The organism is Thermaerobacter sp. FW80 (genome assembly GCF_004634385.1).
GTDB lineage: Bacteria > Bacillota > Sulfobacillia > Thermaerobacterales > Thermaerobacteraceae > Thermaerobacter > Thermaerobacter composti.
Genome location: NZ_CP037895.1, coordinates 1,438,779 through 1,464,350, shown reverse-complemented (window position 1 = coordinate 1,464,350; position 25,572 = coordinate 1,438,779). Strand labels below are relative to the sequence as shown.

The window sequence follows — 25,572 nt, the reverse complement described above, 5'->3', positions numbered from 1 at the left end:
GTTCTCACCCGCGGTGCCACCCCGCTTGACCTCGCGCGCATCGGACCGGGCGGCTCGCGACCGGCATCCGCCCGATGGATGCCCTTCGCTGCCGGCCGGCGCCCGCCCGGTGGCGAGGCCCCCTCTCGGCCGTTAACGGCGGCCTGCCGGACCCCTTCCGATCCCTGCCGGACCCTCGGGGCCACCTCCGGGGTGGATTCCCCTGCCCGCCCCACCGGCTCGCACCGTCCGCCGGCTCTCTGGCGGCAGCGTCAGCAGGGTACTAGCCCCTTCAACGGCGCCTCGACCATCGTTCAGGTTTGGGCGGGATTCTAGCACAGGCGCCCCGGCCAGGCAAGGCGGCGTCGCGGGGATTTTGCGAATGTTCGTCGGCGTCCGGAATCGATCTTTCGACAGCGCGGCATTCGCGGACGTGCCTCCATAGCTCGCGAGGCCCCGCGTCATCGCGTCATCCTTGACGGAGGAACCGCTCGTTCCTCCGGTAGCGTTCGGCCGTCGCCAGCGCCGCCAGGCCAGCCAGGCCCACCAGCGCCCAGCGGTTCGCGACCAAGGCGGGCGGCAGCGGCTGTCCCAGGGCCAGGGCTTCCACGATGGCAGCGGGATCGACCCCGGCCGCGCGCAAGCCGCCACTGGCCGCGAAGAGGTAGAGCGACCCGGTGAGGTCGCCGCGGGTGACGGCCTCCAGCGCCCACCAGGCCACGGCCGCCCCGGCGCCGGCCACCGGGGTCCGGACGAGCACGGCCACCAAGGCTGCCAGAGCGCCGAGCCAGGCCGCGGCGGGCAGCGCGAGGCCCACCGCCCGTAGGCCGGTCCCCCAGGGGGCTCCCCCGGCTGGGGCCAGCCGGAGAACGGCCACGGTGGTCATCCCGAGGGCGACCAGGAGGTAGGTCGCCAGCGCCAAGCCGATCCGCTCTAGCACGACCACCGTCCGGCGAAACGGCAGCGCCCGCCAGAGTCCCGGCCGCCGCCCCTCCACGTCCGCCCACAGGGACACGGTCACGGGCAGGACGGCCAGGACCAGGAACTCCTCGACGAGCCGCAACAGGGTGTGCAGCGCCAGGGGGTGCCCTATCAGCCGCTCGGGCCACACCAACACCGGGACGAACGCCAAGCCCAACACCGCGGTGACCGCCAGGCCTGGTCGCGCCAAACGGAGGTGCAATCGCACCAGACCGGCGCTCATCGCGTCATGACCTCCCTCAGGTCCGCGGCCGTCAGGGGCCGCCGGGCGGCCAACTCACGCAGCCGGCTCAACCGGGCCGTCACCTCAGAACGGGGCGTGCCGAGGAGCCAGCGCTGCACCTCTTCGTACCGCGGTCCGTCGGGCAGATTCTCACAGGGTCCCTGCGGCGGCGCCCCCCCGGCCCCCGGGGCGGTCGGCGCGTCGCCGCCGGGGGTCGGAAACGGCGGGCCTGCCGGCGTCCGACCTGAGGACGCACCCACCACATCGGCGAGAACGGCGAGCAGGCACCCCTCGGCGTCGCCTGCCACCTCCCGGCGTCCGTAGAGCACGGCTTGCGCCACCTGTTGCGGAACCAAGATGTTGGAGCCACGCTCGATGACCGTGCCGGTGTCCGGATCGAGGTGGACCCAATGGGCGTCGCCGCGACCAGGGGGCAGCGTGACCACCCGGGGTCGGACGGTCCGGCCAACCCAGCGGTAGGCCTCGACCAGGTCGCGGGCCCACCGCAGGGCATCGTCGCGGCTCCCCAAGTCCTCAGGGGAGTACCAGATTTCCGCGCTAGAGTCGTTCGCTTGCACCAGGTGCCCACCTACCAGTTCCAGGAAGACCGTGGTGCCTCGCATCACGGTCACCGGTCCCCAGGGCCTCTCCACGGTCTGCAGATTCGACAGCACGGGATACCGACCCGCATGGCGAACCGTCACCTGGAACGATGCCCGCAAGCTCTCCGGGACGTACGGCGGCCGGGGCGCCGCGACGCCCGCCCACCGGATGACGTCGGCGGAGGTCCTGTCCGGACCTTCGCCAAACCACCAGACCTCTTGACCGCCGCCGTCCGGGTCGGCGTGGGTGGCAAGGACCCGGGCCAAGGTCACCGCTCCCGGCAACGGGTACCAGCCATAGGACGGCGGCAGGCTGAGGCTGGCGGGCCCCACCTGGGCACCTCGCATGGGTGGCGGCGCGATGGTCATGCCCGCCGTCCGCACCGGCGGGTATTCGAAGGGCAACAACCACTGGTCGACGCGTCCCCGGTAGGACAGGGCGACCATCGCCGCCCCGCGGGGTGGCAAGACCAGGCCTTGGATGCGGATGACATCGCCTTCCTGGGACCAGCGGACGGCATCGCCGCCCGGCGCCATCACCTGGAGCCGGGTCACGGTGAAGACGTGGCGAAGGGTGAGGACGGGATCCTCCACGGCCTCGCGGCCGCGGTTCTCCAGGCGGAGCCGGGCATGGACGACGACCTCCGGCGCCCGGCGGGCGTCGACGTCGAGTTCGTAGCGGCTGATGGCGAACGGGGGCGCCGGATCCGGCTCAGGACCAGCATAAAGGGAAGCAACCCCGTTCCGGGCGTAGTGCAGCAGCTCAGCACGGGCGGCGTCCGCCTGGGCATACAAGGTGGCGACGAAGCCTGCCGACGATGCCAGGGTGAGCAGCACAAGGGCGGCTGCGGTCATTCGCAAGCCCCATCGCACCCGTGTCTTGACCCAACGGCGCCGGCGGTAGGCCAGGGCCAGGGTCACCACCACGACCCCGGCCGCCGCCAGGTACAGCACCCGATGGGCGACAAACAGGGGCACGTCTTCGGCGAGGGCCGCCAACGCGACGTCCTGCCAATCCCCAGGGAGCATCCCCGAGCCGGTCCACTGTAGAAGCCACGCCACGGGGATGAAGGGTCTGACGAGAGATTGGAAGACATATGGTCCCACAAGGCCCGCCAGCCACGTGGCCAGGATCGCCGCGAACAGCGGCAGACCCCGCAAGCCCAGCCCCAACGCGCCGCCGAGGACACCGGCCCAGAGCGCACCAGAAACGATCCACACCGCCAGCAGGCCCCACTCGGCGAGCACGTAACCCCATGGTAGGCCGGCCGACCGGGCCAGCATGGCCATCCGCACCGCCGGCGGCACCACCGCCCCCAGGGCCGCCAGCAGCGCCAGGGGGGCCGTCCCGGCGAACTTGCCCAGGACCAGGGCCGCCTTGTCCACCGGCCAGGACCACAGCACCGCGGCGCTGTCCTCATCCCGCTCGGGATCGGCCGCCAGCCCCGCCAGCACCATGACCCCCACCTGGAGGAAGGCGAGGAACTGGGCCGCCTGCTGGAGGACGCCGGCTCCGGTCTCCGCCACGGTTAGGGTCACGGTCACCAGGCCCGTGGCCAGGCCGCCGGTCGCGGCGGCCGGCAACCACCAGCTGCGCCGCACCCGGGTCCAGGTGTAGCGGGCCGCCGTCCGGAAGGAAGCGGGCCAGCTCACGGCCTGCCCCCCTTCCCATGGGAGGGCGAACCGGCCCCGCGGCCCCCGGGGGCCCCGCCGGCGGCGTCGCCCGCCGCCGGCCCCGCCGGTTCCTCCCGATCCGGCGCCTCCGGACCGGTCACCCGCTGCGGCGGTGGCGCCCCAGCCGGTTCCTCCCCATGCGCCGGCTCCGCCTCACCCACGGGCCACGGCCGGTACTCCCTGCCGGAGCTTCCCGTTCCCGGCCGCCCGGCCGCCAGGCCCCGCAGCAGGGCCACGTAGCCGTCTTCCACCCGGGGTTCGGCGGGACGGGCTCCCGGCGGCCGGTGCCAGGCCAGCACCCGCAGCAGGGCGGTGCCCCCCTCCCGGCGGGACGAGACCACCACGGCCCCTTCGGGCGCACTCCCTTCCACCTCCCAGACCAGGCCCGCGGCACAGGCGGCCAGGTCCTGGGGCGGTCCCAGCCAGCGCAGCCGCCCGCCGGCGATGACGGCCACCTCCTCGCAGGTGGCGGCGATGTCCTCCACCACATGGGTGGAGAAGATGACCAGCCGCTCGGGGCCCAGGCTGCCCAGGAGCTGGCGGAAGCGGACGCGCTCCTCGGGGTCGAGCCCCGCGGTGGGCTCGTCCAGCAGGATCAGGGAGGGATCCCCCAGGAGGGCCATGGCGATGCCCAGGCGCCGCCGCATGCCGCCCGAGAGGCGGCCGGTCCGGACATGGCGCACGTCCAGAAGACCCACTTGCTCGAGCCGGTGCTCGATCTCCCGCCGGCGGGCGGCCGAGTCGGCGATCCCCTTGAAGATGGCGGCGAAGTCCAGGGTCTCGTAGACCGTCAGCTGGGGGAACCAGCCGCCTTCCTGCGGGAGATAGCCCAGGTGCTGGCGGACCGCGTGCTGGTCCCGGGGCAGGGTCCAGGGCCCGATGCGGACCTGCCCCCGGCTGGGTTCCACCAGGGTCGCCAGGATCCCCAGCAGGGTGCTCTTGCCGGCTCCGTTGGGCCCCAGAAGACCCAGCACGCCGGGTCCCCAGGCCAGGTTCACGTCGTCGAGGGCCACCTTCCGGCGGCCGTAGATCTTGCTGACGCCGGTCAGGTGCAGCCGAAGGCCCGTGTCTTCTTCAGCGCTGCCCGTAGCGGTCGCCGCGGGACCGCCCGGGCGCCGTGAGGCAGCGTGACGGCTCGCGTCCATCCTCCACCCTCCCCGCACCGTCTCTTCCACCCGGAGGGACGGGCGAGACGGCCGGGCGTTCCCCACAAGCCGCACGCCGGCCGGGAGGATCCGGCCGGCGTGCTTGCCCTGCCCCTGCCCAGGGCCCGTTTCCCTCTTGCTCAGAATCTTGCTCACGCACGCTTCAACCCGAACCCGGCCGCCCGGGCGGCCCCGTAGCCGAGCAAGGCACCGACAACGTTAAGCAGCAGGTCGTCGACGTCCCAGGAACCGGTCCCCAGGAGGAACTCGGCCGTCTCCAGGACACCGCTGGCGATCAAGGCGCTGACGGCAACGTGCCGGGCCTGTGCCCGCCGCGGCCAGCACCAGGCCCAGAGGACTCCCCACGGCACGAAGAGCAGCACATTACCGGCCAGGTTTTGTATTGCGACCCCGGGCGAGGGCTCACCGGCCAGATACCCAGCAATGGTGCGAAAGGGAACCAGGTTCACGGACCAGCGCCAGCGGGCCGCGAACCATTCAGGGCCGAAACGGTCACGCCACAGCGCCACGGGGAGCTTGAACACCGTGACACGCAGGAGCACCGCCACGTACACCCCAAAGGCCAGGGCCCGCAGCCAGCCCCACCCCTGCCACCACCGGACCTGCTGGCGACCCACCGGTACAGCCCCCTCGTCCCTGCTTCTTGGCCGGCATTGCACTAAGGCTGCTGTCTTCTTACACCCGCAGCCCCCGGGAGCTCCGCTCAGGCTATCCGGGCCAGACAGCGGGCAGCGTGCAGCCTCAATTGTGCAGCCCCGCTCACCGCCCCGGCAGGACCAGGCACTGGTCCGCCAGGTCGACCAGCCGCCCCTCGCTGTCGACCACCACCGCCCATACCGGCCGCCCGCCGGCGGCCGCCGCCCGGTATTCCTCCAGGGCGGCCCGCAACAGGGTCACGCCGTCATGGTCCAGGCCCCGGGCGGGTTCGTCCAGGATCCAGAGGGCCGGGCGCGCCAGCAGGCTCTGGGCCAGCAGCCAGCGGCGCCACTGGCCGCCCGAGAGCTCCTCCAGGCGCTGGCCGGCCGCACCGTCCAGGCCCCATCGCCGGAGGGCCGCGGCCACCGCCTTCCGTGGCTCGGGCACGGCCCGCAAGGCCGCCAGATAGGCCAGGGCGGCTGCCACCTTCATCCCCCGGACCACGCGGCCTTCCTGGGGCACGTAGCCGGTGCATCCCCGGACCGCGGCCAGGGCGCCGGGCCCTGCCCCGGGGAAGGAGACCGGCTCCCCGCCGGGAGCCGGCCAGGGGTAGTGCACCTGCCCCCGGCGAGGAACGGCCAGCGTCGCCAGCACCCGGAGCAACAGCGACTTGCCCGCCCCCGGCGGCCCCGTGACCAGCACCACCCCCGGTGCCAGCACGGTGTCAGGCACCGCCACCGGCTGCCGGCCCGGCAGGACCAGCCCCTCCCACGCCAGGCGCTGCACCCCGGCCAGGGTCAGGGGCACGGGATCCATCCCCCCACGCCACGAGCCCCGTTCATGCGGCGACCTCCCCGGCACCCGCCTGCTTGGCCAGGCCCCACCCCAGCAGGGCCGCCAGAAGGAGCATGGCGACCTGCACGGCCACCGCCGGCACGGGGCCCGCGGCCAGCGGGTTCCAGGGACCGAGCCAGTGGCCCCCCAGGGTCACGGCCGTCCACAGGCCGGCGGAGGCCAGCATCGCGCCCAGGGTGCCCGCCCGCATGTGCCACCACAGGGCCCACGCCGCCGCCAGCCAGAGGGGCGCCAGCCGGGCCAGGATCACCACCAAGGTCCCGCCGAGGGTCCCGGCCGCCGAACCGGCGACCGCCCCGGTGGCCGGCCACGCCGGCACGGTGTCTGGAGCGGGACCCCCGGGCGGCAGGCCCATGAACGCCTGCACCGCGGCCGGCTGGATCCACCCCGTCACCAGGATGAACAGGGTCGCCAGCAGGCCCGCCACGCCGGCCCGCGCCAGCAGCCGGCTGGCCGCAGGGAAGGGCGACAGGGTCTCCAGATCTGCCCATAGCATCTGCCGCCGGGGCCAGACGGCCGCCAGGGCCACCAGGGTGCCCAGCCAGGGCGCCACCAGGGCCAGGCTGTCGGCGGAGAGCAGGATGAGGCGCCAGCCGTCCAGTGCCAGCGGGCTTGCGGGACCAAGGGCTCCCGCCCCGTCGCCGGCCGCACGGAGCGCCGGGGTCCAGTCCGGCCAGAGCCCCCGGGCCGTCTCCACCGCCACCAGGTGCAGCAGAAGGCCGCCGGCCATCAAAAGCAGCTGCAGGGCGAGAAACGGCAGGGGAAAGCAGCGGGCTTCCGCGGCCAGAAGCCTCAGCAGCGGCACCAGACGAGGCCGCCGCGAACCGTCCGGGGCCAGGGCGGCCCAGTCCAGGGTCCCCCCGCCCGCCCCAGCCCGATCCGGCTCGCCGGTCGGTACGGCAACGGGCTCGGCCCCCTCCTGCGGCTGGGCCTCCTCCTGCCCGCCCGCCGTCTCCAGCAAGGCCCGGGTCACCCGGGCGACCAGGTCCTGGGGAACGGGTTCGGGGCGGGCCCGCAGGGCCGCGAAGTCCGCCCACAGGGCCTTCACCTCCGCCGGGGAGAGGGGATCGTCCCCCTCCCGGCGGGCCCCTTCCGCCGCTTCCTGCCAGAGCATCTCCCAGGCCTGCGCCGCGCCCTGGGAAACCGCCGTGGCCCGCGCAAGACGACGGTCGGCAGAGCCGGCGGCCGGACGGTGGTGCGGTGCCCCGCCCGGGACGCCGGCGGCCGGGTTGGGTGGCGCACGTCGTTCTTCCCCAGCCGGTGCGGGCGCGCTGGCCGCCGGCTCCCGCCGCTCGCCCGTCCGGCGACCCACCGCGTCAGGGCCCGTCATCGCCCGTCACCTCCCCCCTGGCCGCCCGCCGGTTCCAGCCCCCGGCCTAGCCCTTCAAGCGCCTGGCGCAGGCTCTTCAGCGCCCGGTGCAGGCGGGACTTGACAGTCCCTTCGGCTACGCCGAGAATGGCCGCCACCTCGGCCACCGGCCGTTCCTCCAGGATTCGCAGGACCACCACCTGGCGCCAGGGTTCCGGCAGGGTGCCCAGGGCCGCCCGCAGCCTCTCGACCCGGGCCGCGCGGCCGGCGCGCCAGGCCACCACCTCCGCCGGATCGCAACCGGACCCATCCACCGCGGCCCCATCGGGGGAGGATCCGGCGTGCCATGGTGGCGGCCCCTCGGGCATGGCGGCCGCCAGGGCCACCCGCTGGCGGTACGCGCTGCGAGCCTCGTCCCGCAGCCGGTTCGTCAGGATGGTGTAGAGCCAGGGGCCCAGGCGGCCGGGAATGCGCCCGGCGCGGAAGCTGCACAGCGCCCGGACCAGGGTGTCCTGCACCAGGTCCTGGGCAGCCTCTGGATCCGCTCCCAGGCGGCGGGCATAGCGGTACAAGCGGGGTGCCCAGTGCTCGGCCAGCCGCTGCAGGGCGGCCGGATCGCCCGCCCGCAGGCCGGACTCCCAGGAGGGATCCTCCTCCGGCCCGCGGGAAGGCGCCCGCAAGGGGGCGGCCGCCCCGGGAAGAGTCCCGGGGCCTGGAACCCCGGGGCCAGCGGTCGCCTCGATCAAGGCCGAGCCCGGGCGCCCGTCCGCCCACGCGACCGCTTCGACCTGGCCGCCATCCCCTTTCCCGGCCCCGAGCCCTGCCCCATCGATCGGGCCGGTGCCGGCCGCGGCCCCGCGGTCCCGGGCGGGTTGCCGCGCGGGGCGGGGTGGCTCGAGGCTGCGCAGCCGCCACGGGATGTCCGCTGCATACCCGCCGCCTGCCAACGGTCCGATCCTCCTCCATCACCCACGGCCGCCCCATCCCCAGTCCAGCGCCCCCGTCCTGCCGATGGGGCGGCTGCCCAAGAGGAAGCGGCACCCCGTCCGTCCTTCGAGCTCCGGTCCTTTCAACACGACGAACCACCCCGCGCCGGGTTCCCGCCGGGGACCGGCCGGGGTGGGCCGGGGTGGGCCGGGGGGATCGCCCCAGGAATGCGCGAGTTGCGGGAGCGCCACGAAGCCGCTGGGGTGGACCCATCGCCGGGTCGCGCCCGGCTAGCTCACCAGCGCGGCCGGAGGGGCGCCTCATCGAGCTGCAGGTGGGTCGACCGCAGGTAGGGGTACAGCCGTAGCCCCCGGCCCAGGGCCCGGCTCAGCCCGATGTAGGCCAGCCAGCCCAGCAGGGGCAGGTAGACCCGACCTGCCAGCCACCATCCCCCAAGGCCCAGGAGCAGCGGCAGCACCGTGCTGTGGGCGGCGTTGTACAGGACGAACCAGCGGCGCGGGACCAGCGTTTCCGACGCCCGTGCCGCCGGGCGCCGGCGGCCGCCGGTTCCCGGGGCCGGGGCGGAGCCATGCACCCCATCCCGCTCCAGGCGCCGTGCGGCCCAGCGGAAGAGAGCCGCACCGATCACCCCGGGCAGGACGAAGAACACGCCGAAGGCCGCCCAGCGGCCTCCGGCGGCAGCGTAGGCCGCCACCGCCGCCACGGCCAGGAGCGAACCCTCCAGCCGCAGCCACCACCGCGCCACGGCTTCCCCCTCCCCCGGACCCCGGGCACGGCCTCAGCCGGATGGCAGAGCCCCAGGCCACGGGCCGCCCGGCAGGGCCGCGGGCCGCCCCGGCGGCGCCGTCCCGGGGCCTTGCCCCCGACGCACCCGGCCGGCGATGCCGCCACCCGGCCGCTACCTTGCGGCCCTGCGGGGCCACGGGCGGCCGCTTCCACGGGCTGCCGCCTCAGCGGCGATCAGCGCCGGGATGCCGGTTCGTCCAGCAGGTCCCAGGCCAGCAGCGCCGCGCCCACCAGGCCCGCGTCCTGGCCCAGGGCCGCAGGCACCAGGCGGACCGCCGCCAGGTTGGCCGGCAGGGCGCGACGACGCATCTCGGCCTCCATGGCCGGCGCCAGCAACGAATAACGGGCCATCACCCCGCCGCCCAGCACCAGTCGATCGGGGTTGAACAGGTTCACCGCGCTGGCCAGCCCGATCCCCAGCAGCCGGGCGTACTCCTCCGCCACCGCCCGGGCCCGCTCGTCACCCGCGGCCGCCGCGTCCAGCAGCTCGCGGGCGGTCCACCGGCCGCCCGGCCGGCCCGGCGGCGGGCCGAGGCGCTCGGTGGCGAGACGCCCCAGGGCAGGCCCGGCGGCCACGGCCTCCCAACAGCCCCGGTTGCCGCAACCGCAAGCCGGCCCGTCGGGGTCGACGGTGGTATGGCCGATCTCCACCCCGTTGCCGTTGACGCCGCTGAACAGGCGCCCGCCGATCACCAGGCCGCCGCCGATGCCCGTGCCGACGGTGACGTACACCATGACCTCCGCCCCGCGGCCGGCACCCAGCCGGGCTTCGGCCAGGGCCGCGGCGTTGGCGTCGTTGTTGACGGCGACGGGCAAGCCGAGGCGCCCGGCCAGCTGGTCCCGCAGGGCGAAGCCGTTCCACCCGGGCAGGTTGGGGGTGCCTACGAACCGGCCTTCGGGCAGCAGCAGGGGACCGGGCGCGCCCACCCCCACCGCCTGCGGCCGGCGGCCGGCCTCTTCCGCCAGCTCCCGGACGGCGGCCGCGATGCGGTCCATGGCCGCCGCCGGGCCCGAGGGCGCGTCCGTGGGGAGCGTCCGGCTGGCCAGCACCCTGCCCTGGCGGTCGACCAGGCCGGCCGCGATCTTCGTGCCCCCGAGGTCGATGCCCGCCACCACGGGCTCCTCGCCCCGGCCGGCGGGGGGTGGGGATGCCGCGGAGGCTGCGGGGGCCGCGGGGTCCACGGCGGGCCGGGCGGCCGCCCGGCCGTTGCCGCCGGGACCGGCCCGGCCCGCTGCGTCCGATCCAGATGCTTGCCTGTGGAAGGTTCCCGTCGTTCCCGTCATCGATCGCGCCTCGCAAACCGGATGATGCCGCGCACCCGGGCAAGATCCCGCCCTAGGGTTCACCGGGTGGCACCGCAGGTCCTCTTGGCACCGGTCGCACCCGTCCCTCCCGGTCCCCCTGCCGCCCGTCCCCTTCCCTCGTTCCCCTGGCACCCCGTCATCCGTAGTACAATGCGGTTGTCATGACCCCCGTGCGCGTTCCCGCTCTTCGCTCGGCCGCCCGGCGCGAACCCATTGGCCGCTACGGGCTCTTGGCCTTGCGCCTGGCCTTGCTGGCCGGCCTGGTGGCCGTGGCGGCGCGGGTGGTGCGGCCCACCGACGTGGCCGCGCTGGGCCGGTTCCTCCGGGACGAACCGGCCCCGGCCCTGGCGGCCGTGGCCGCGTACGCCGCCGCCTTTGCCCTGCGGGCCTGGGCGTGGCAGGTGCTCCTGCCGCCGGCAGGGCGCCGGCTGCCCTTCGTCCTGCTCTGGCGCCTCACCCTGGCGGCCAACCTGGTCAACCACCTGGCGCCGGGCAAGTTGGGCGAGGTCGCCCGCATCGCCCTGGCGGCGCGAGCCGGCCTGCCTCGGGCGGAAGCCCTGGTGTCGGTGGTGCAGGCGCGGGTCGTGGACACGGCCGCCTTGCTGGCGGCGGCGGCCGCCGCCCTGTTCCTGTCGCCCGCCCATGCGGCCGTCGTGCCGGCTGGGGTCCTGGGCCTCTCCATCCCCCTGGCGCTGGCGGCGGCAGCCCGCCTGGCCCCGCGCCTGGCCCGGCGCTGGCCGCGCCTGGCGCCGGTGGCCGCCGCCCTGGCCGCCGTGCCCGGGCGGCGGCTGGCCCTGGCGTGGCTGCTCTCGGCCCTCAGCTGGCCCCTGGAGGCGGGGATCCTGACGGTGGTGGCCCGGGCGCTGGGCGCGCCCCTCGCCCCGGCCGCCGCCCTCACCGCCACCCTGGTGGCGGTGGCGGGCCAGGTCCTGGCGATCACCCCGGGCGGCCTGGGCACCTACGAAGCGAACATGACCCTGGCGCTCCAGCTCTACGCGGTGGAACCCGCCGCCGCCTTCCGCATCGCCCTGGCTACCCACCTGGCCAAGTACCTCTTCGCGGTGGCGGCGGGCCTGGAGCCGGCCTGGCGCCTGGCCGGAGGCCCGGGCCGGCTGCTGGACCGGGCGCGGGAAGCCGCCGGCAGCCGCCAGCAGCCCACCGGCCGCCGGCAACCGGGGTCGACCGGCCTCTCCGGCGCCGGCGCCCCACCCCCGGCAGCTGCCGCGGAACGGCGCTGATCCCGGCGCCGGCGGCTCCGCCCCGGGTGGCGCACCGATGCTTCCGCTGCGGGTCGCGTCGGCCCTTCCACCACGGGTCGCGAAAGCGAGGAGTCCCGCCATGCCCTATGCCGGAACCTGCGTGGTGGCCGCCGTGCTGGTCGCCACCGAGCCGTACACCTTCGTCAGCCGCCGCGTGGAGGCGGTGGAGGTCGACCTGGGCGGCATCCCCGGCGACCGCCACCACGGGCTCACCCGACCTGCCGGGAGCCGCGAGCCCATGTACCCGCGGGGCACCCCCATCCGCAACCGGCGCCAGCTCAGCGCCGTGTCGGTGGAGGAGTGCGCCGCCATCGCCGACGGCCTCGGGCTCGACGCGGTCCTGCCCGAGTGGCTGGGCGCCAACCTGCTGATCAAGGGCCTGCCGGAGCTGACCCGACTGCCAGCGGGAGCCCGGCTGCTCTTCCCCAGCGGCGCGGGGCTGGTCTGCGAGGGGGAGAACCGCCCCTGCCGCCACCCCGGCGAGGTGCTGGCCGCCCTGCACCCCCTGTACCCCGAGCGGGAGGCGCTGCCCGTGCGGTTCGTCCAGGTGGCGCGAGGACGGCGCGGCATCGTGCTCTCCGTGGAGCGGCCCGGCCGCATCGCCCAGGGCGATCGGGTACGAATCTGGCTCCCTCGGTGAAGCAGACCCGGTGATCCGGGTCCGAAGGCCCCGACGGTCCCGTCCAGCCGGGCCCTCGGGACCGGCGCCGCCGGACCATGCCGGCAGCCACGACCTCGAACCGCCGGCCCCAGCGTCCGGCCCGGCCCCCGGGGCGGGCGCCGCGGGGCCGCCCGGTGCAACGGGTCATCGGTCGCAGCGCCGCGTTCCACCCGCCGATCGCGGAGCTCGGCACGCCACCGCGCCCCCACCACCGCCCGCTACCGCCCCTCCGTCGCCGGCCGTCCGCGACGGCTTCCGGGCATCCAGCCCGCCGGCGCCGGGCCGTGGTGCCCCAGGCCCCGGCACCGTGCTTCACTGCCGGGCGGGCGCCGGCATCGGCTCCGCCTGGGCGTAACCGCGCTTCAGCTCCTCATCCGGCAGGAAGAACAGGCAGCAGAGCCCCATCACCGCCATGGCCGCCGTGTAGAGGTACACCTGGCGCAGGGCCTCCGTGACGGCCTCGTTGAAGGCGGCGCGGAACGCGGCCACCGCCTGGTCCACCTGCTGCTCCATGGCCCGGCGGATCTGGGCGATGGCCTGTTCTTCCGCCTGGGCCGCCATGGCGTCCACCTGGGCGTCCAGCGCCTGCTGGGCCGCCGCCAGGGCCGCCCGCCGCGCGCCCGGGTCGGCCGGCGGGTGCTCCACCAGCCGGCGCAGGGAGGCGGGCAGGGCCGGGTCGGCCAGGAGGGCCTGCCGCGCCCGCTCGTCACCCTCGAGGGCCGCCGCCAGCGCCGTCTTCAGGGAGCCCACCCGTTCCCGCACCCGGGCGCGGATCCCGCCCTTCGGCAACTGCTCCTTGAGGTCGGCGGGTACCCGGGGGTCGGCCTGCAGCCGCGCGTAGGCCTGTTCGTCCCCGCGCAGCGCCCTCTCCACGTCGGCCAGCACCGCCTCGAAGCCCTGGCGCACCCGGACCTCCAGGTCGACGCCACCCGCCATGCCCTCGGCGGGCATCGCGATGGACTGGGTCGCCGCCCGGTAGGCCGGCGGCAGGTGCTGGATCATCCCTTGGTGCAGGGCACCGCTGAGCACCGTGCCGAGCAGGGCGACGGCCACCGTCGATCCCACCTGGCGGAAGAACTGGGTGGCGCTGCTGGCCGTGCCGATCCGCTCGCGGGAGACGCTGTTCTGCACCGCCATCCCGTAGAGCGGCATGGACGGGCCGAAGAAGAAGCCGAGCAGCACCATCAGGACGAGGACCTGCCACAGCGGCGTGTCGACCCGCAGCACCTCGTGGAAGACCAGGAACAGCGCCACCGAGCCGACGGAGCTCACCAGCAGCATCGGCTTGTAGCGCCCGAACCGGGTGGCCAGCTGGCCCGCCAGCAGGCTGCCGGCCATGGTGCCGAAGGTCAGCGGCGTCAGGGCGAGGCCGGAGTTGGAGGCCGAGAAGCCCTTGACCTGCACGAGGTACAGGGGCAGGAACATCACGCTCCCCAGGAAGGTGCCGCCGAAGAACAGCAGCGCCAGCACCGCCCACCGGAAGGTGGGGTTGGCGAACAGGCTGAGGTCGAACAGCGGCTGCGCGCTGCGACGTTCCACCACGACGAAGAGGACCAGGCCCACCGCCGCCAGGGCGAACAGGCCCAGCACCTGGGGCGATCCCCAGGGGTAGGTGGATCCGCCCCACGAACAGGCGAGGATCAGCGGCACCGTCCACAGCGCCATGGCGACCGCACCCGGCAGGTCGAAGGCCGAGCGGCGCAGGGGCGGCAAGAGGGGCATGTGCCGGAGCAGGAAGTACAGGGCCACGATGCCCACCGGCATGTTCACATAGAACACCCAGCGCCAGTCCAGGTGATCGGTCAGCAGCCCGCCCACCCAGGGTCCGACCACGCTGGAGAGCCCGAAGACGGCGGCGAAGACGCCCTGGACGCGCCCGCGCTCCCGCGGGGGGTAGAGCAGCCCGATGGTGGTGATCGAGGTGGCGAACAGGCCGCCGCCGCCGATGCCTTGGAGCGCGCGGAAGGCGATCAGGGCGTCCATGCTCGGCGACAGGCCGCAGAGGGCGGAGCCGGCGAGGAAGATGCCGGCCGCCGCGGTGAACACCCACTTGCCCGGCAGCAGCTCGTTCAGCCGGCCGAAGATGGGCAGGGCGACCACCGTCGCCAGCAGGTAGGCCGTCGCCACCCACGCGTAGCGGTCCAGGCCGTGCAGCTCCTCGACCACGCGGGGCATGGCGGTGGCCACGATGGTCTGATCCAGCGCCCCGAGGAACATGCAGAGCATGACGCCGATCATGGCCAGGCGCCGCTCCCCGGGCCGCAAGCCCGGCGCGGCCGCCCCGGCCCCGCCGGCGGTCGCTGCGGCGGGTTGCGCTTCAACGGGTTGCTTCGTCATGGGCCCTCGCTCCTTCGCCGTTGGCGGCTTTCGTCTTCACCGGCGGCGGCTTGGGCGCCCCGGCGCCCCCTTCGCGCGGCGCGTCACCGCCGCCGACCGGTCCCCCGTGGGGCGCGCGGGCGGCACCGGCCCCGTCGCGGCCGTCCGCTCCCCAGCGCGCGGGATCGGCCCCCTCGCGGCCGGCCGCATCCCACCGCGCGGGACCCGCCCCATGGCGACCGGCCGCTCCCGATTCGCCCGGGAGCGGCACCGGTCCATCCTCGGCCGGCACCGGCCAGCGCTCCTGCCCTGGTCCCGAGGGCGTCCCGTCGTCCGGCCGGCGCCGCGCAGGCCCGGCGCCGTCCCGTGGCCCTCCCGAGGCCGGGCGGCCCGAGGCTGCCCCGCCCCCAGACGAAGGCCACGAGGGGCCGGCGCCCGCCACTCGCCCCGGGGCCGGGCGATCCCCTTGCAGCCGCAAGAGGAGCTGCCGCAGCGTCTCCCGCTCCGCCGGCGTCAGGGTCTCGAGGTGGCGGTCCATGGCCGCCTGGAGGCACGCCCGGGCGGCCGCCAGCGCCTCCTGTCCCGCCGGGGTCAGCGCCAGGCGGTAGCGGCGCCGGTCCTCGGGGTCGAGCTCGCGCGCGATCCAGCCCTCGGCCTCCAGGCGGCGCAGGATGTGGCTGACCGTCGGCGCCGGCAGGCCGAGGGCCGCGGCCACCCCGGACGGCGTGCCGCAGCGCCGGACCATGGCCAGGGCGAAGGGGGCCATGCGGAAGAGCCCGTGCCGCTCCAGGCACGGCGTCGCCTCCCGCAGGACCACCCGCTGCAGCCGCCAGATCTGCTGGAGGATCTCCCAGCCGTTCATACCGGGGATCGTAGGCGCGTCGGATGTCGTTGTCAAGTTGAAATATTTCGAGGGTGAAACAAGCCGGCGGGGAAGGCATCCTGCAGGATCCTGCAGGAGACGAAGGGGGAGCCTGCAGCGAGCGGGACCGTACGCAGGACGCGAGCCTGGGGCCAGCGATCCTAGTTCCCCCGCAGCCACGCCCGGGCCGCCGCGAAGAGCCGCAGCCGCTCCGCGTAGGGCACCGTGCTGCGGCTGGACGGGTTGGGCGCGACGAACTCCCGCACCCCCGCCACCGACTCCCGGGGCTGCAGCCCCCAGTCCACCCGCGCCGTGCGGGCCAACCCGGCGTAGACCCGGTAGACCTGCTTGCCCAGGAGGACCACCAGCCGCGGCCGGTAGCGGGCCATCTTCGCCCGCAGGGCGGCGCCGCCCGCGGCCAGTTCGTCCCAGCCCAGATCCGCCTCGCCCCGGGTCGCCCGCGGCACCACGTTGGTCACCCCCACCCCCCACCGGAGAAGGAGCCGGTCCTCCTCGGGCCGCAGCACCCGGGGCACGAACCCCGCCTCATGGAGGAGCCGCCAGAAGAGGTTGTTGGGCCCGGCGAAGTGGTGCCCGGCGGTGGCGCTGGCGCGGCCGGGATTGAGGCCGACGAACACGACCTCCAGGCCGGGGGCCAGGACGTCGGGCACCGTCATCCGCTCCCAGCGCAGGGCGCGCAGCTCCCGCAGCACCGGCATGGCCTCCAGGTCGTCCTCCGTCACCGCGTCCCACCGGATGCCGCGGGGCTTGGGATACGGCGTGCGGGTCTCGATCACCGCGTCCGGGGTGACGATGACGTCGACCGACAGGTCGTGGGGGTCGACGGGCAGCCGGTCCACCAGCTGGAGGGGATGGACGGTGGTCACCACCGGCAGCTCGGGATGGCCCAGCTCGCGCAGCAAGGCGTACTCGTAGTCGGCGTAGCCCTCCCCCTTGCCCGCCCGGGCACCGTCGCGGGTCACCGCCACGGCGCCGACCACCACCAGGTCGATGGGCGCCGCCTCCGGGGCCAGTTCCTCGAGGGGGACGAACCGGCCGTAGGCCGCCGCCTTGCTGAGCTGGGCCGCCCGCCGCTCCTCGCCGCGTGGGACGTCCTCGGGGCGGATGCGAAGGAAGGCGCCGCGCAGGCGAGGGGTCGGCATGTAGAGCGTCTTGCCATCGGCCAGGGCCATGGCGCGCACGGGGAGCTGGGGCGTGTCCGGGTTCACCTTGAGGGCTCGCGCCCGGCGGTAGAGCTCGAGCTCCCGTAGCCGGGCCGCGGCCCGTTCGGCGCCCTTGAAGTTGGGGATGCGCCCCTCGATGGGAAAGGGGAAGCGGGCCGCCCCGCCCTCCCGCAACCGCCGGTACACCAGCCGGCGGGCCGCCTCCTTCTCCTGGGCGGGATCCCCCGCGGCCTTGCCGGCCCCTGGGCCGTCGCCATCGGGTGCGCCCGGGTCCGACGCCAGCGGCCGACGGTCGCCATCCTTCGCCACGGCTCTCCACCCTGTTCGCGCCGGACGCCGCGCGTTCGATGGGCTGCGGGACGGGCCCACCGGCCGCTCACCGGCTGCTGCGGCCACCGCGTCCCGCGCCGCTCCCTCCCCGCACCGGCCCGGATCCCAGCGGGTTTCGCGGCGAGGGCTGGTCCCGTTCCTCCAACACTTTTATCATGTTCATCGGATCGTCAGCACTCGTCGGGATGATGACGAAGGGAGGGACCCGCCTCACCGCGGGGCAAGGGACATGAACGCCTACCTCTGGATCCCGCTGGTTGGGAGCCTGCTGTCGCTGCTCACCGGACTCGTCTTTGCCACCCGCATCGTCCGCCAGCCGGTGGACCACCCGGCGGTGGCCGACATCGGCGGCCACATCCAGGCGGGCGCCACGGCCTACCTGAACCGGCAGTACCGCACCCTGGCCCTGGTGGCGCTGGTGCTGTTCATCGTGCTGGCGGTGGCGCCGGGCATGGGCCTGACCACCGCGCTCTGGTTCGTGGTGGGCGCCGCGCTCTCGGCGGCCGCCGGCTACATCGGAATGAACGTGGCGGTGCGCGCCAACATGCGCACGGCCATGGCGGCGCGCACGGGCCTGGCGGCGGCCTTCCGCGTCGCCGTCCAGGGCGGTGCGGTGACCGGGCTGATGGTCGTGGGCCTGGGCCTGCTGGGCGTCACCGCGCTGGTCTGGCTGACCGGGGCGGAGAACAACTCGGCCCTGGTGGGCTTCGGGTTCGGCGCCAGCCTGATCTCCGTGTTCGCCCGCCTGGGCGGCGGCATCTACACCAAGGCCGCCGACGTCGGCGCCGACCTGGTGGGCAAGGTCGAAGCCGGCATCCCGGAGGACGATCCGCGCAACCCCGCCGTCATCGCCGACAACGTGGGCGACAACGTGGGCGACGACGCCGGCATGGCGGCGGACCTGTTCGAGACCTACGCCGTCACGGCGGTGGCGGCCATCCTGCTGGGCCTGCTGACGCCGGAGTTCGCCGGCGACCCGCGCTACCTCTACTTCCCGCTGCTGCTGGGGGCGGTGGGCATCGTCAGCTCCATCGTCGGCGTCCTGGCCACCCCGCCCGCACGGCCGGGGGCGATCATGCGGGCGCTCTACCAGGGCGCCCTGGCCAGCGGTGTGGTCGGCGCCGTCGGCTTCTTCGCCGTCACCCGCTGGCTCGGCCTGGACCTGGACCTGTTCTACGCCGCCCTGATCGGCCTGGGCGTCACCGTGGCGATGATCGTCATCACCGAGTACTACACCTCGGCCAACTTCCGGCCGGTGCAGAACATCGCCCACGCCTCCCAGACCGGCCACGCGACCAACATCATCGCGGGCCTGGCCGTGGGCATGCGCTCGACGGCGGTGCCGGCCCTGGTCATCGCCTTGGCGATCCTGCTGGCCTACAACCTGGCTGGCCTCTACGGCGTGGCCATCGCCGCCATGGCGATGCTGTCGCTGACGGGCATCATCGTCACCATGGACGCCTACGGGCCCATCACCGACAACGCCGGTGGCCTGGCGGAGATGGCGGACCTGGAGGACTCCGTCCGCGAGGTCACCGACCAGCTGGACGCCGTGGGCAACACCACCAAGGCGGTGACCAAGGGCTACGCCATCGGCTCGGCGGGTCTGGCGGCCCTGGTCCTCTTCGCCTCCTACGTGGAAGAGCTCCGCAAGGCCGGCGTCGAGGCGCTGTCCTTCGACCTGGGCGATCCCTTCGTGCTGGCCGGCCTCTTGATCGGCGGCGTGCTGCCCTTCTTGTTCGCCTCCATGAGCATGGAGGCCGTCGGGCGGGCCGCCTTCGACGTGGTGGAGGAGGTGCGCCGCCAGTTCCGGGAGATCCCCGGCATCATGGAGCGCAAGGCGAAGCCCGACTATGGCCGCGCCGTGGACATCGTCACCCGGGCGGCCCTGCGCGAGATGGTGCTGCCGGGGCTGATCCCGGTGCTCGGCCCCGTCCTGGTCGGCTTCGCCCTGGGCCCGAAGGCGCTGGGCGGCCTGATCGTGGGCTCCATCGTCACCGGCCTGTTCATCGCCATCCAGATGACCAACGGCGGCGGCTCGTGGGACAACGCCAAGAAGTACATCGAGATGGGTCACTACGGCGGCAAGGGCACCGAGGCCCACGCCGCCGCGGTGACGGGCGACACGGTGGGCGACCCCTACAAGGACACGGCGGGACCGGCCATCAACCCGATGATCAAGATCATCAACATCGTCGCCCTGTTGATCGCGCCCATCGTGGCGTCGTTGTGGCTGTAGGGTGATGTGCTTTTCTCAACGACAGCCGCATCAGCTAGTGTGCGCGAACATCCTAGAGGGGGCAGGATAACATCCTGCCCCCTTTTACCGGCAATTCATTGAACGTGTTTCGTCCCGGTTAGCCACAACATGTCCGCCAAGAATTTAGGTACGTTCCCCAAGCAGCAGACGCCGCACTTCTCGCCACAATTTGTCGAACGAATCACTACGTTGGCGTGCCAGGGATAGATCCATCCGGTGCACCAATGCCACTTGGTCAACGCTCTCCCGATAATCCCGCGAAGGTCCAAAAAGGTTACGGAGAACTTCTTTCGCTCCACGTACAGCTTCGGGGTTAGCGGGGGGTGTCGCGTTCTCAGGTAACCCACGGTAGCCACGTAGTGAATCGATGGAGGCTAGGAACCAGGCTTCAAACTCACGGTTGGCCATAACGACAGCGATCGGCACAGCGGCGACAGGCTCAAGGCTTGCTCGGAGCGCAGGTCCAAGCTCCGCCGGACAGTCGTCGTCCGCGTCAAAGAGAACCAAGATGGCGCCGTTCGATCCAACACGGGAAGCCGCCAGGCGTACAGCGCGCTGTAGCCCTGGCGACCCCACAAAAAATTGATTACGATGAATTCGAATTGGCCGAAGAATATTCAATTCGAAAATCCCCAAGTGATAAGCGATGCGCCGCACTAATTCCGGCAGCGCGTCGACTTCACCATGCCCTTCAACGATGCTCGCGAGGCGCATACCAGACCTTCCTTCGCAACCATCATATTTGCTACTCATCCCTTGTCCCGATTCATCACTTTACCGTTAAATAAATCAGGTTGGAGCTGCCCCATTCGTAACAACTCACCTGCGGTATATAACTGCTCACGAATGGCGCGGCGGGTAGTTTCATCTACCGGTGCAATGAACGTTTGCCCCTTCTCGGCCTCAACGGCCAGCAACATGTCGTCTTTGATCTCAGGATGATCTAGGAGTTCGGGACTGTGGGTAGTAATCAGAATCTGCGTATGGCGCGAAGCCTCAAGAAGAGCATCCATCAACTTGACAGCAGCCCCAGGATGAATGGCGGTCTCCGGCTCCTCAATTCCCACAAGAGGAACCGGAAACTTGTTAACCGCCTGCGTCTGAAAGGCCGCAACCAAGACTCCAAGGGCTCGCATCGTGCCATCGGATACATTGACCGCTGCAAAGGACCAAGGATCACGTGCACCGCGAACGGCCTGACGGAACCGGAGAGCTTGTTTGTGCTGTAGATCGACTACCTCCACCGACCGTACTCCCGGAACCACAGCTTGTAGATACTCCATGATGCGGTTCACAACTTCAGCGTTGTTTTCCTGCAAACGCCTAATGACGCTCGCGATGTTCCGTCCGTCGCGGGCTAGCAATTCTCCCGGATCGGGTTCCTGCAAATCTTTCATCACATCCGGGTTGAGGTTGTAAAAGCCCATATGCGACAAAGAATCGTATAGGCTCCGAAATGCTGAAAGCCCCGATGCAAGGGTGAGGAACAGGCGGTCGCTCTCGATTTGACCCGGCCCAGAGCTTCCAAAGCTAGCCTTGGTGACGGTTCCCTTTTGAACCTCGTAATAATGGCTACCCGAATCCTTTGTCCAGATCAAACACCGTTCGTTGAGTACCTGATACCCTGCGGCCCGAGTAGAGCCTATGCGAAACCCGTATTTCGCTTTCGCTCCATCCGCCAGATTAATGCTCAAATCGATGTCAAAGTTATGCGGATGCCCATGGGACCTCCTGCGAACTTCGTTGATCCCACCACGGTCCCGAATGGCATGCTCAAGTGTCGTTCGTAGGGCGTCGGCCACGAATCGTAGCGCATCCAAGAAGTTGCTCTTCCCAGACCCGTTGGGGCCTACCAGGACCGTAATAGGGCTAAGTTTGACTTCACAGGAGGCAATACTCTTGTAATTCCTTATCTTTACAGACTGGATAAATGCGCCTTGATCGCGCATGTCCCAACCCTCTTCGTTTCGGTAGGCCGCCCGCATGCCCGGCGGTGTGTGCTGGTGCAGCTCACGACGTCGACCTATCTACTATTCTCGCCGAACATTATGGTCCAGCGCGACCTGAGGCATGCACCAAACCGCTCAGGGCCCTTCGCGCAGCAGGCCAACCGTGACTAACCATCGCTTCCCCATCGGAACCTCCACCGAAGGATGGGATGCCCCCCTCGGACGCCGGGCCTTCCTTCTCCCCTGCCCACCGGCAGGCGCCACCGCACCCAGCCGACGTACCTGCGCAGCCCCTCCTCCAGCGCCGTCCGCGGGTGGTAGCCCAGCCGCTGCCGCGCCCGGGTGATGTCGGCCCAGGTGGCCGGGGCGTCCCCAGGCGACGGCGGCTGCAGGTCCAGGGCGATCGGGCGATGCAGGACCCGCCCCAGGGCGTCGATGAGCTCCTTCAGGGTCACCGGCCGCCCGCTGCCTAGATTGTAGACCTGAAAGTCCGCGCCGGGTTCGCACAGGGCGGCCCAGGTGCCGCGGACGGCGTCGCCGACCTCGGTGTAGTCGCGCCGGCTGTGGACGTCACCGAATACGGGGATGGGCTGGCCGGCCAGGGCGCGGGCCGTGAAGCGCGCGATGGCCATGTCCGGACGCTGGCGCGGCCCGTAGACGGTGAAGTACCGCAGGCACGTGACGCCGATGCCGAGCATCCGCTGATAGGTCCGCGCGAACTGCTCCGCCGCCGCCTTGGAGGCCGCATAGGGCGAGAGCGGCGCCGGCGGCAGGTCTTCCCGCCAGGGGCCGGGCTGGGCGCCGTACACCGAGGACGACGACGCCACCACGACGCGCTCCACCCCCGCTCCGTGGCGCCGGATGGCCTCGAAGACGGCCACGGTCCCCGCGACGTTGGCCTCCAGGTAGCGCCGCGGCTCGGCCAGCGAGGGCCGCACCCCCGGAAGGCCCGCCAGATGGGCCACGTGGGTGAAGCGGTGACGGGCGAAGAGCCGATCGAGGAGCTCCCCGTTGCGCACGTCGCCGCGGACGAACCGGAACCCGGCCCCGGCCCTGGCGGCCCGCATGCGCAGCAGCTCGACGTTGGCTTGCTTGAGGGCCGGGTCGTAGTTGGCGGCAAGGTTGTCCAGGATCACCACCTCGGCCCCGTGGGCCAGGGCCCGCTCGGCCAGGTGGGAGCCGATGAACCCCGCGCCGCCTGTGATCAGCAGCCGCATTCCCGATCCCCCCGGTGGACGGCGGCAGCCGGTGAAGGGCCCGCCACCCTGCCACCCTCCCTGCCACCCGTGCCGAGGGCGCGCCGGCCTGCGGCCCCGCGGCCTCCGTCCGCGGACGGGACGGGCGGCGTCACCGGGACGGGATCCCGGCCTCGGCCAGGCCCCGCCCCGGCGCGCCGTGCCCCCGAGTCGCCGCGCATCCGGTCGGCGCCGTTAGCGACCGCGTCCGTCGCCGGCACCGTCCCCGGCCGGCTGCGCGGCGGGGCCGGTTCGTCCGTCGCGGGGAGGCAATGGAGGGGATGGCCGGCCGTCACCGTGACCCGAACCCGCATCCCCACGGGGAAGTCGTGCACGTGCACCATCTCGCTGCTCACCACGGTGCCGGTGTCGAGGCGCACCCGGTAGTGGTAGTATCCGTCGCGGCGCTCCCGCGCGACGACCACCCCGGCGGCGCCGCCGGGGCCGGTGGCGTCGCGGCCCGCGGGCGTGCCGGTGCCGTCGTCCAGCGGCTGCAGGCGCACGTCGTCGGGCCGGACCAGCACCTGCACCGGCTCGCCCGGGGCCTGGGCCGCCGCCTGCCGGAAGAAGCCGAGCTCGGTGGCGATGCCGCCCGGTTCCACCGTCCCCGGGAGCAAGGTGGCCGGGCCCATGAACTCCGCGACGAAGCGCGTGGCGGGTCGGTAGTAGACGGCCTCCGGCGTCCCCACCTGCTCGATGCGACCGGCCTCCATCACGGCGACCCGGTCGCCCAGGTTCAGGGCCTCCCGCCGGTCGTGGGTCACCAGGATCGCGGTGATCCCGGTGCGGCGCAGGATCTCGCGGACCTCCTCCCGCACCTGCTGGCGCAGGTCGGCGTCCAGGTTGGAGAAAGGCTCGTCCAGCAGCAGGATCTCCGGCCGGGGAGCCAGGGCGCGGGCCAGGGCCACCCGCTGCTGCTGGCCGCCGGAGAGCTCGTGGGGATACCGGTCCTCCAGGCCCTCCAGCCGCACCAGCTCCACCATCTCGCGGACGCGCCTCGACCGCTGGGGGCCCCGGGCCAAGCCGTACCCGATGTTCTCCGCCACCGTCAGATGGGGGAAGAGGGCGTACTCCTGGAACACGAAGCCGACCCGGCGCTCCTCCGGCGGCACGAATCGCCCCTCGCCGGCGACCACCCGCCCCCCGAGCTCGATGCGTCCCGCATCGGGCGTCTCGAAGCCGGCGATGAGCCGCAGGGTGGTGGTCTTGCCGCATCCGCTGGGTCCCACCAGGACCAGGATCTCCCCGCGGTAGACCTCCAGGTCGAGACCGGCCACGGCCTGCGTCGCGCCGAAGCGCTTCACCAGGCCGCGGCAGCGGATCACCGGCGCATCGGCGTCCTTCACGGCTCCCACTCCCCCTCCCGGCGGAGGATCAACCCCACGGAGGCGGCCGAGGCCGCCACCAGCAGCAGGGACTTGACGGCCGCCTGGCCGAAGTAGGCCTCGCTGATCGAGTTCCACACCGACGCGGCGAGGGTGTCGAACCCTGGCGGGCTCAAGATCAGGGTCAGGGGCAGTTCCTTCAGGGTGACCAGGAACACCATCCCGGCCCCGGCCAGGATCCCGGGGCGCACCAGGGGCAGGGTCACCGTGGTCAGCACCTGCCACGGTCGCCGCCCCAGGCTGCGGGCGACCTCCTCGAGCTTCGGGTCCACCTGGAGCCACGAGGCCCGCAGCGGCCCCAGGGCCGTGGGCAGGAAGACCATCGCATAGGCGACCACCAGCATCGCCACCGTCTGGTACAGGGGCCCCAGGAAGCGGATGCCGAAGAACACCAGGGCCAGCGCGATGACGATGCCCGGGATGGCGAAGCCGATGTGGACCACGCGGTCGACGAGCCCGCTCCAGCGTCCGGGATGCCGGGCGCCCAGGGCGGCAACGGGCAGCGCCGCCGCCACCGTGACCACGGCCGCCAGCGCGGCCACGGCCAGCGAATTGAACGTGGCCGGACCCAGCAGCACCCACCAGTCCCCCTCCAGGGCACCGCGCAGCGCCCAGTAGGCCAGCACCGCCAGCGGCACCCCCAGGGCGAGCAGCACGACCAGCCCACAGAAGGCCAGGGCAGGCAGGCGCCAGGGGCCCAGCGGCACCGGCGCCGGCGGGCGCGGCGTCCCCGGGGTGTCGCGGTGGTACCGCCAGCGCTCCCGCAGCAGGGCGTCGATGCCCAGGAGGGCCATGGCCGCCGCCACCAGCACCAGGGCCATGCCGCCCGCGGCCTCCCGGTCGAAGGCCACCTGGTACTGGACGTAGAGCGCCCAGGTGAAGGTCTCGTAGCGCAGCGTGGCGACGGCACCGAATTCCGCCAGGGTGTACAGGGCCACCAGCCGGGCGCCGGCGAGGATCGCCGGACGCAGCTGGGGCAGGACCACGGCGCGGAAGGTGGCCCACCGACCGCGTCCCAGGCTGTACGACGCCTCCTCCAGGGCCGGGTCCAGGCGCTGGAGCGCGGCCCGCACCGGCAGCAGGACGTACGGGTAGGTGAACAGGGTCATCACCAGATAGGCGCCCCAGAAGCCGTGCAGATCGGGCAGCCGCTCCACGCCCCAGGGGGCCAGGAGTCGCTGCAGCAGGCCGTGGGGCCCGGCGGCCACCACGTAGAGGAAGCTCCCGACGTAGCTCGGGATCGCCAGCGGGAGGACCGTGGCCACCGCCCAGAACCGCCGGCCCGGCAGGTCGGTCCGGGTCACCAGCCACGCCAGCGGCACCGCCAGCAGCACGCCGGTGGCGGTGACCGCCGCCACCAGCCCCAGGGAGCGGCCGGCGATGGCCCACGTGGACGGGCGGAGCAGCAGCTCCGCCACCCGGTCCCACGCACCCGCCGTGCGGAGGAACAGGTACCCCACCGGGAGCAGCATCATGAGCGCCACCGCGCCGGCGGCCGCCCCCAGGGCCAGGGGCGGCCGGCTCCCCCGGCCGGGCCCGATGGCGGTGGCGCGGCCCGATCCCGTCGCCGCGGCGGGTCGCACCGGCCGCAGCGGGAACGACGGGCCGACGGATGCGCCTCGTCCTGACGGTGTCGACCGCGCCGTGGCCGAGCTCATCGGCTTGCC

General features: G+C 73.1%; 20 protein-coding genes. 3 read left to right on the top strand and 17 right to left on the bottom strand.

Translation table 11 applies throughout. The features are described from left to right. Positions 1-448: 448 nt before the first annotated feature. The 9 genes from E1B22_RS06220 to E1B22_RS06180 all read right to left on the bottom strand — a co-directional run bounded on the left by E1B22_RS06220 (position 449) and on the right by E1B22_RS06180 (position 10,272). Entirely contained in the window at positions 449-1,183 is a 735-nt protein-coding gene (locus E1B22_RS06220; protein WP_135224981.1) for a hypothetical protein, read from the bottom strand. Then, complete coding sequence (locus E1B22_RS06215; RefSeq protein WP_135224980.1) at positions 1,180-3,438, bottom strand: ABC transporter permease; 2,259 nt, start codon at positions 3,436-3,438, stop codon at positions 1,180-1,182. Before E1B22_RS06215 ends, E1B22_RS06220 begins: the two co-directional genes overlap by 4 nt. Further along, a complete protein-coding gene (locus E1B22_RS06210) occupies positions 3,435-4,604 on the bottom strand; it encodes an ABC transporter ATP-binding protein (RefSeq protein WP_135224979.1) in 1,170 nt (389 codons plus the stop codon). The genes E1B22_RS06215 and E1B22_RS06210 overlap by 4 nt, the downstream gene beginning before the upstream one ends. A 152-nt stretch (positions 4,605-4,756) precedes the next feature. Then, entirely contained in the window at positions 4,757-5,242 is a 486-nt protein-coding gene (locus E1B22_RS06205) for a VanZ family protein (RefSeq protein WP_243123798.1), read from the bottom strand. Between the two features lie 142 nt (positions 5,243-5,384). After that, a complete protein-coding gene (locus E1B22_RS06200; RefSeq protein WP_305791218.1) occupies positions 5,385-6,077 on the bottom strand; it encodes an ATP-binding cassette domain-containing protein in 693 nt (230 codons plus the stop codon). A gap of 22 nt (positions 6,078-6,099) precedes the next feature. After that, complete coding sequence (locus E1B22_RS06195) at positions 6,100-7,446, bottom strand: hypothetical protein (protein WP_135224977.1); 1,347 nt, start codon at positions 7,444-7,446, stop codon at positions 6,100-6,102. Then, positions 7,443-8,105 (bottom strand): RNA polymerase sigma factor, encoded by a 663-nt coding sequence (locus E1B22_RS06190; RefSeq protein ID WP_167758859.1) that lies wholly within the window; start codon positions 8,103-8,105, stop codon positions 7,443-7,445. Before E1B22_RS06190 ends, E1B22_RS06195 begins: the two co-directional genes overlap by 4 nt. A gap of 542 nt (positions 8,106-8,647) precedes the next feature. Beyond that, on the bottom strand, positions 8,648-9,118 hold the full coding sequence (locus tag E1B22_RS06185) for a DUF4260 family protein (RefSeq protein ID WP_135224975.1): 471 nt from the start codon (positions 9,116-9,118) through the stop codon (positions 8,648-8,650). A gap of 215 nt (positions 9,119-9,333) precedes the next feature. Next, positions 9,334-10,272: an ROK family protein gene (locus E1B22_RS06180; protein WP_243123797.1), complete on the bottom strand. Its 939-nt coding sequence runs from the start codon at positions 10,270-10,272 to the stop codon at positions 9,334-9,336. A 353-nt stretch (positions 10,273-10,625) separates the two neighbouring features. On the opposite strand from E1B22_RS06180, the gene E1B22_RS06175 reads away from it, so the two are divergent. Beyond that, positions 10,626-11,702 (top strand): lysylphosphatidylglycerol synthase transmembrane domain-containing protein, encoded by a 1,077-nt coding sequence (locus E1B22_RS06175; RefSeq protein WP_135224974.1) that lies wholly within the window; start codon positions 10,626-10,628, stop codon positions 11,700-11,702. Between the two features lie 100 nt (positions 11,703-11,802). Further along, complete coding sequence (locus tag E1B22_RS06170; RefSeq protein ID WP_135224973.1) at positions 11,803-12,363, top strand: MOSC domain-containing protein; 561 nt, start codon at positions 11,803-11,805, stop codon at positions 12,361-12,363. A 333-nt stretch (positions 12,364-12,696) separates the two neighbouring features. On the opposite strand, the gene E1B22_RS06165 is transcribed toward E1B22_RS06170, so the two are convergent. The 3 genes from E1B22_RS06165 to E1B22_RS06155 form a co-directional block, all read right to left on the bottom strand. After that, a complete protein-coding gene (locus E1B22_RS06165; protein ID WP_135224972.1) occupies positions 12,697-14,721 on the bottom strand; it encodes an MDR family MFS transporter in 2,025 nt (674 codons plus the stop codon). Beyond that, positions 14,702-15,562 (bottom strand): MarR family winged helix-turn-helix transcriptional regulator, encoded by an 861-nt coding sequence (locus tag E1B22_RS13215; protein ID WP_243123796.1) that lies wholly within the window; start codon positions 15,560-15,562, stop codon positions 14,702-14,704. Before E1B22_RS13215 ends, E1B22_RS06165 begins: the two co-directional genes overlap by 20 nt. Positions 15,563-15,723: 161 nt before the next feature. After that, positions 15,724-17,055 carry a 5-formyltetrahydrofolate cyclo-ligase gene (locus E1B22_RS06155; RefSeq protein WP_243123795.1) on the bottom strand — a complete coding sequence of 444 codons (1,332 nt, stop codon included), beginning with the start codon at positions 17,053-17,055 and terminating at the stop codon, positions 15,724-15,726. 250 nt (positions 17,056-17,305) lie between these two features. On the opposite strand from E1B22_RS06155, the gene E1B22_RS06150 reads away from it, so the two are divergent. Then, on the top strand, positions 17,306-19,315 hold the full coding sequence (locus E1B22_RS06150; RefSeq protein WP_135224971.1) for a sodium-translocating pyrophosphatase: 2,010 nt from the start codon (positions 17,306-17,308) through the stop codon (positions 19,313-19,315). Between the two features lie 144 nt (positions 19,316-19,459). Here E1B22_RS06150 and E1B22_RS06145 read toward each other — a convergent pair whose 3' ends face one another. From E1B22_RS06145 to E1B22_RS06125, 5 genes are all read right to left on the bottom strand, one after another. After that, positions 19,460-20,050, bottom strand: coding sequence for a DUF4276 family protein (locus tag E1B22_RS06145; RefSeq protein WP_207669929.1), 591 nt, complete (start codon positions 20,048-20,050; stop codon positions 19,460-19,462). Positions 20,051-20,085: 35 nt separating this feature from the next. Continuing rightward, the gene (locus E1B22_RS06140; protein ID WP_135224969.1) at positions 20,086-21,285 is read right to left on the bottom strand and encodes an AAA family ATPase; all 1,200 of its coding nucleotides are present in this window, start codon (positions 21,283-21,285) and stop codon (positions 20,086-20,088) included. Positions 21,286-21,452: 167 nt separating this feature from the next. Beyond that, a complete protein-coding gene (locus tag E1B22_RS06135) occupies positions 21,453-22,502 on the bottom strand; it encodes an SDR family NAD(P)-dependent oxidoreductase (protein ID WP_135224968.1) in 1,050 nt (349 codons plus the stop codon). Continuing rightward, positions 22,490-23,866 (bottom strand): ABC transporter ATP-binding protein, encoded by a 1,377-nt coding sequence (locus E1B22_RS06130; RefSeq protein WP_243123794.1) that lies wholly within the window; start codon positions 23,864-23,866, stop codon positions 22,490-22,492. Before E1B22_RS06130 ends, E1B22_RS06135 begins: the two co-directional genes overlap by 13 nt. Then, positions 23,863-25,563, bottom strand: coding sequence for an iron ABC transporter permease (locus tag E1B22_RS06125; RefSeq protein ID WP_135224967.1), 1,701 nt, complete (start codon positions 25,561-25,563; stop codon positions 23,863-23,865). The genes E1B22_RS06130 and E1B22_RS06125 overlap by 4 nt, the downstream gene beginning before the upstream one ends. Between the last annotated feature and the right edge of the window lie 9 nt (positions 25,564-25,572).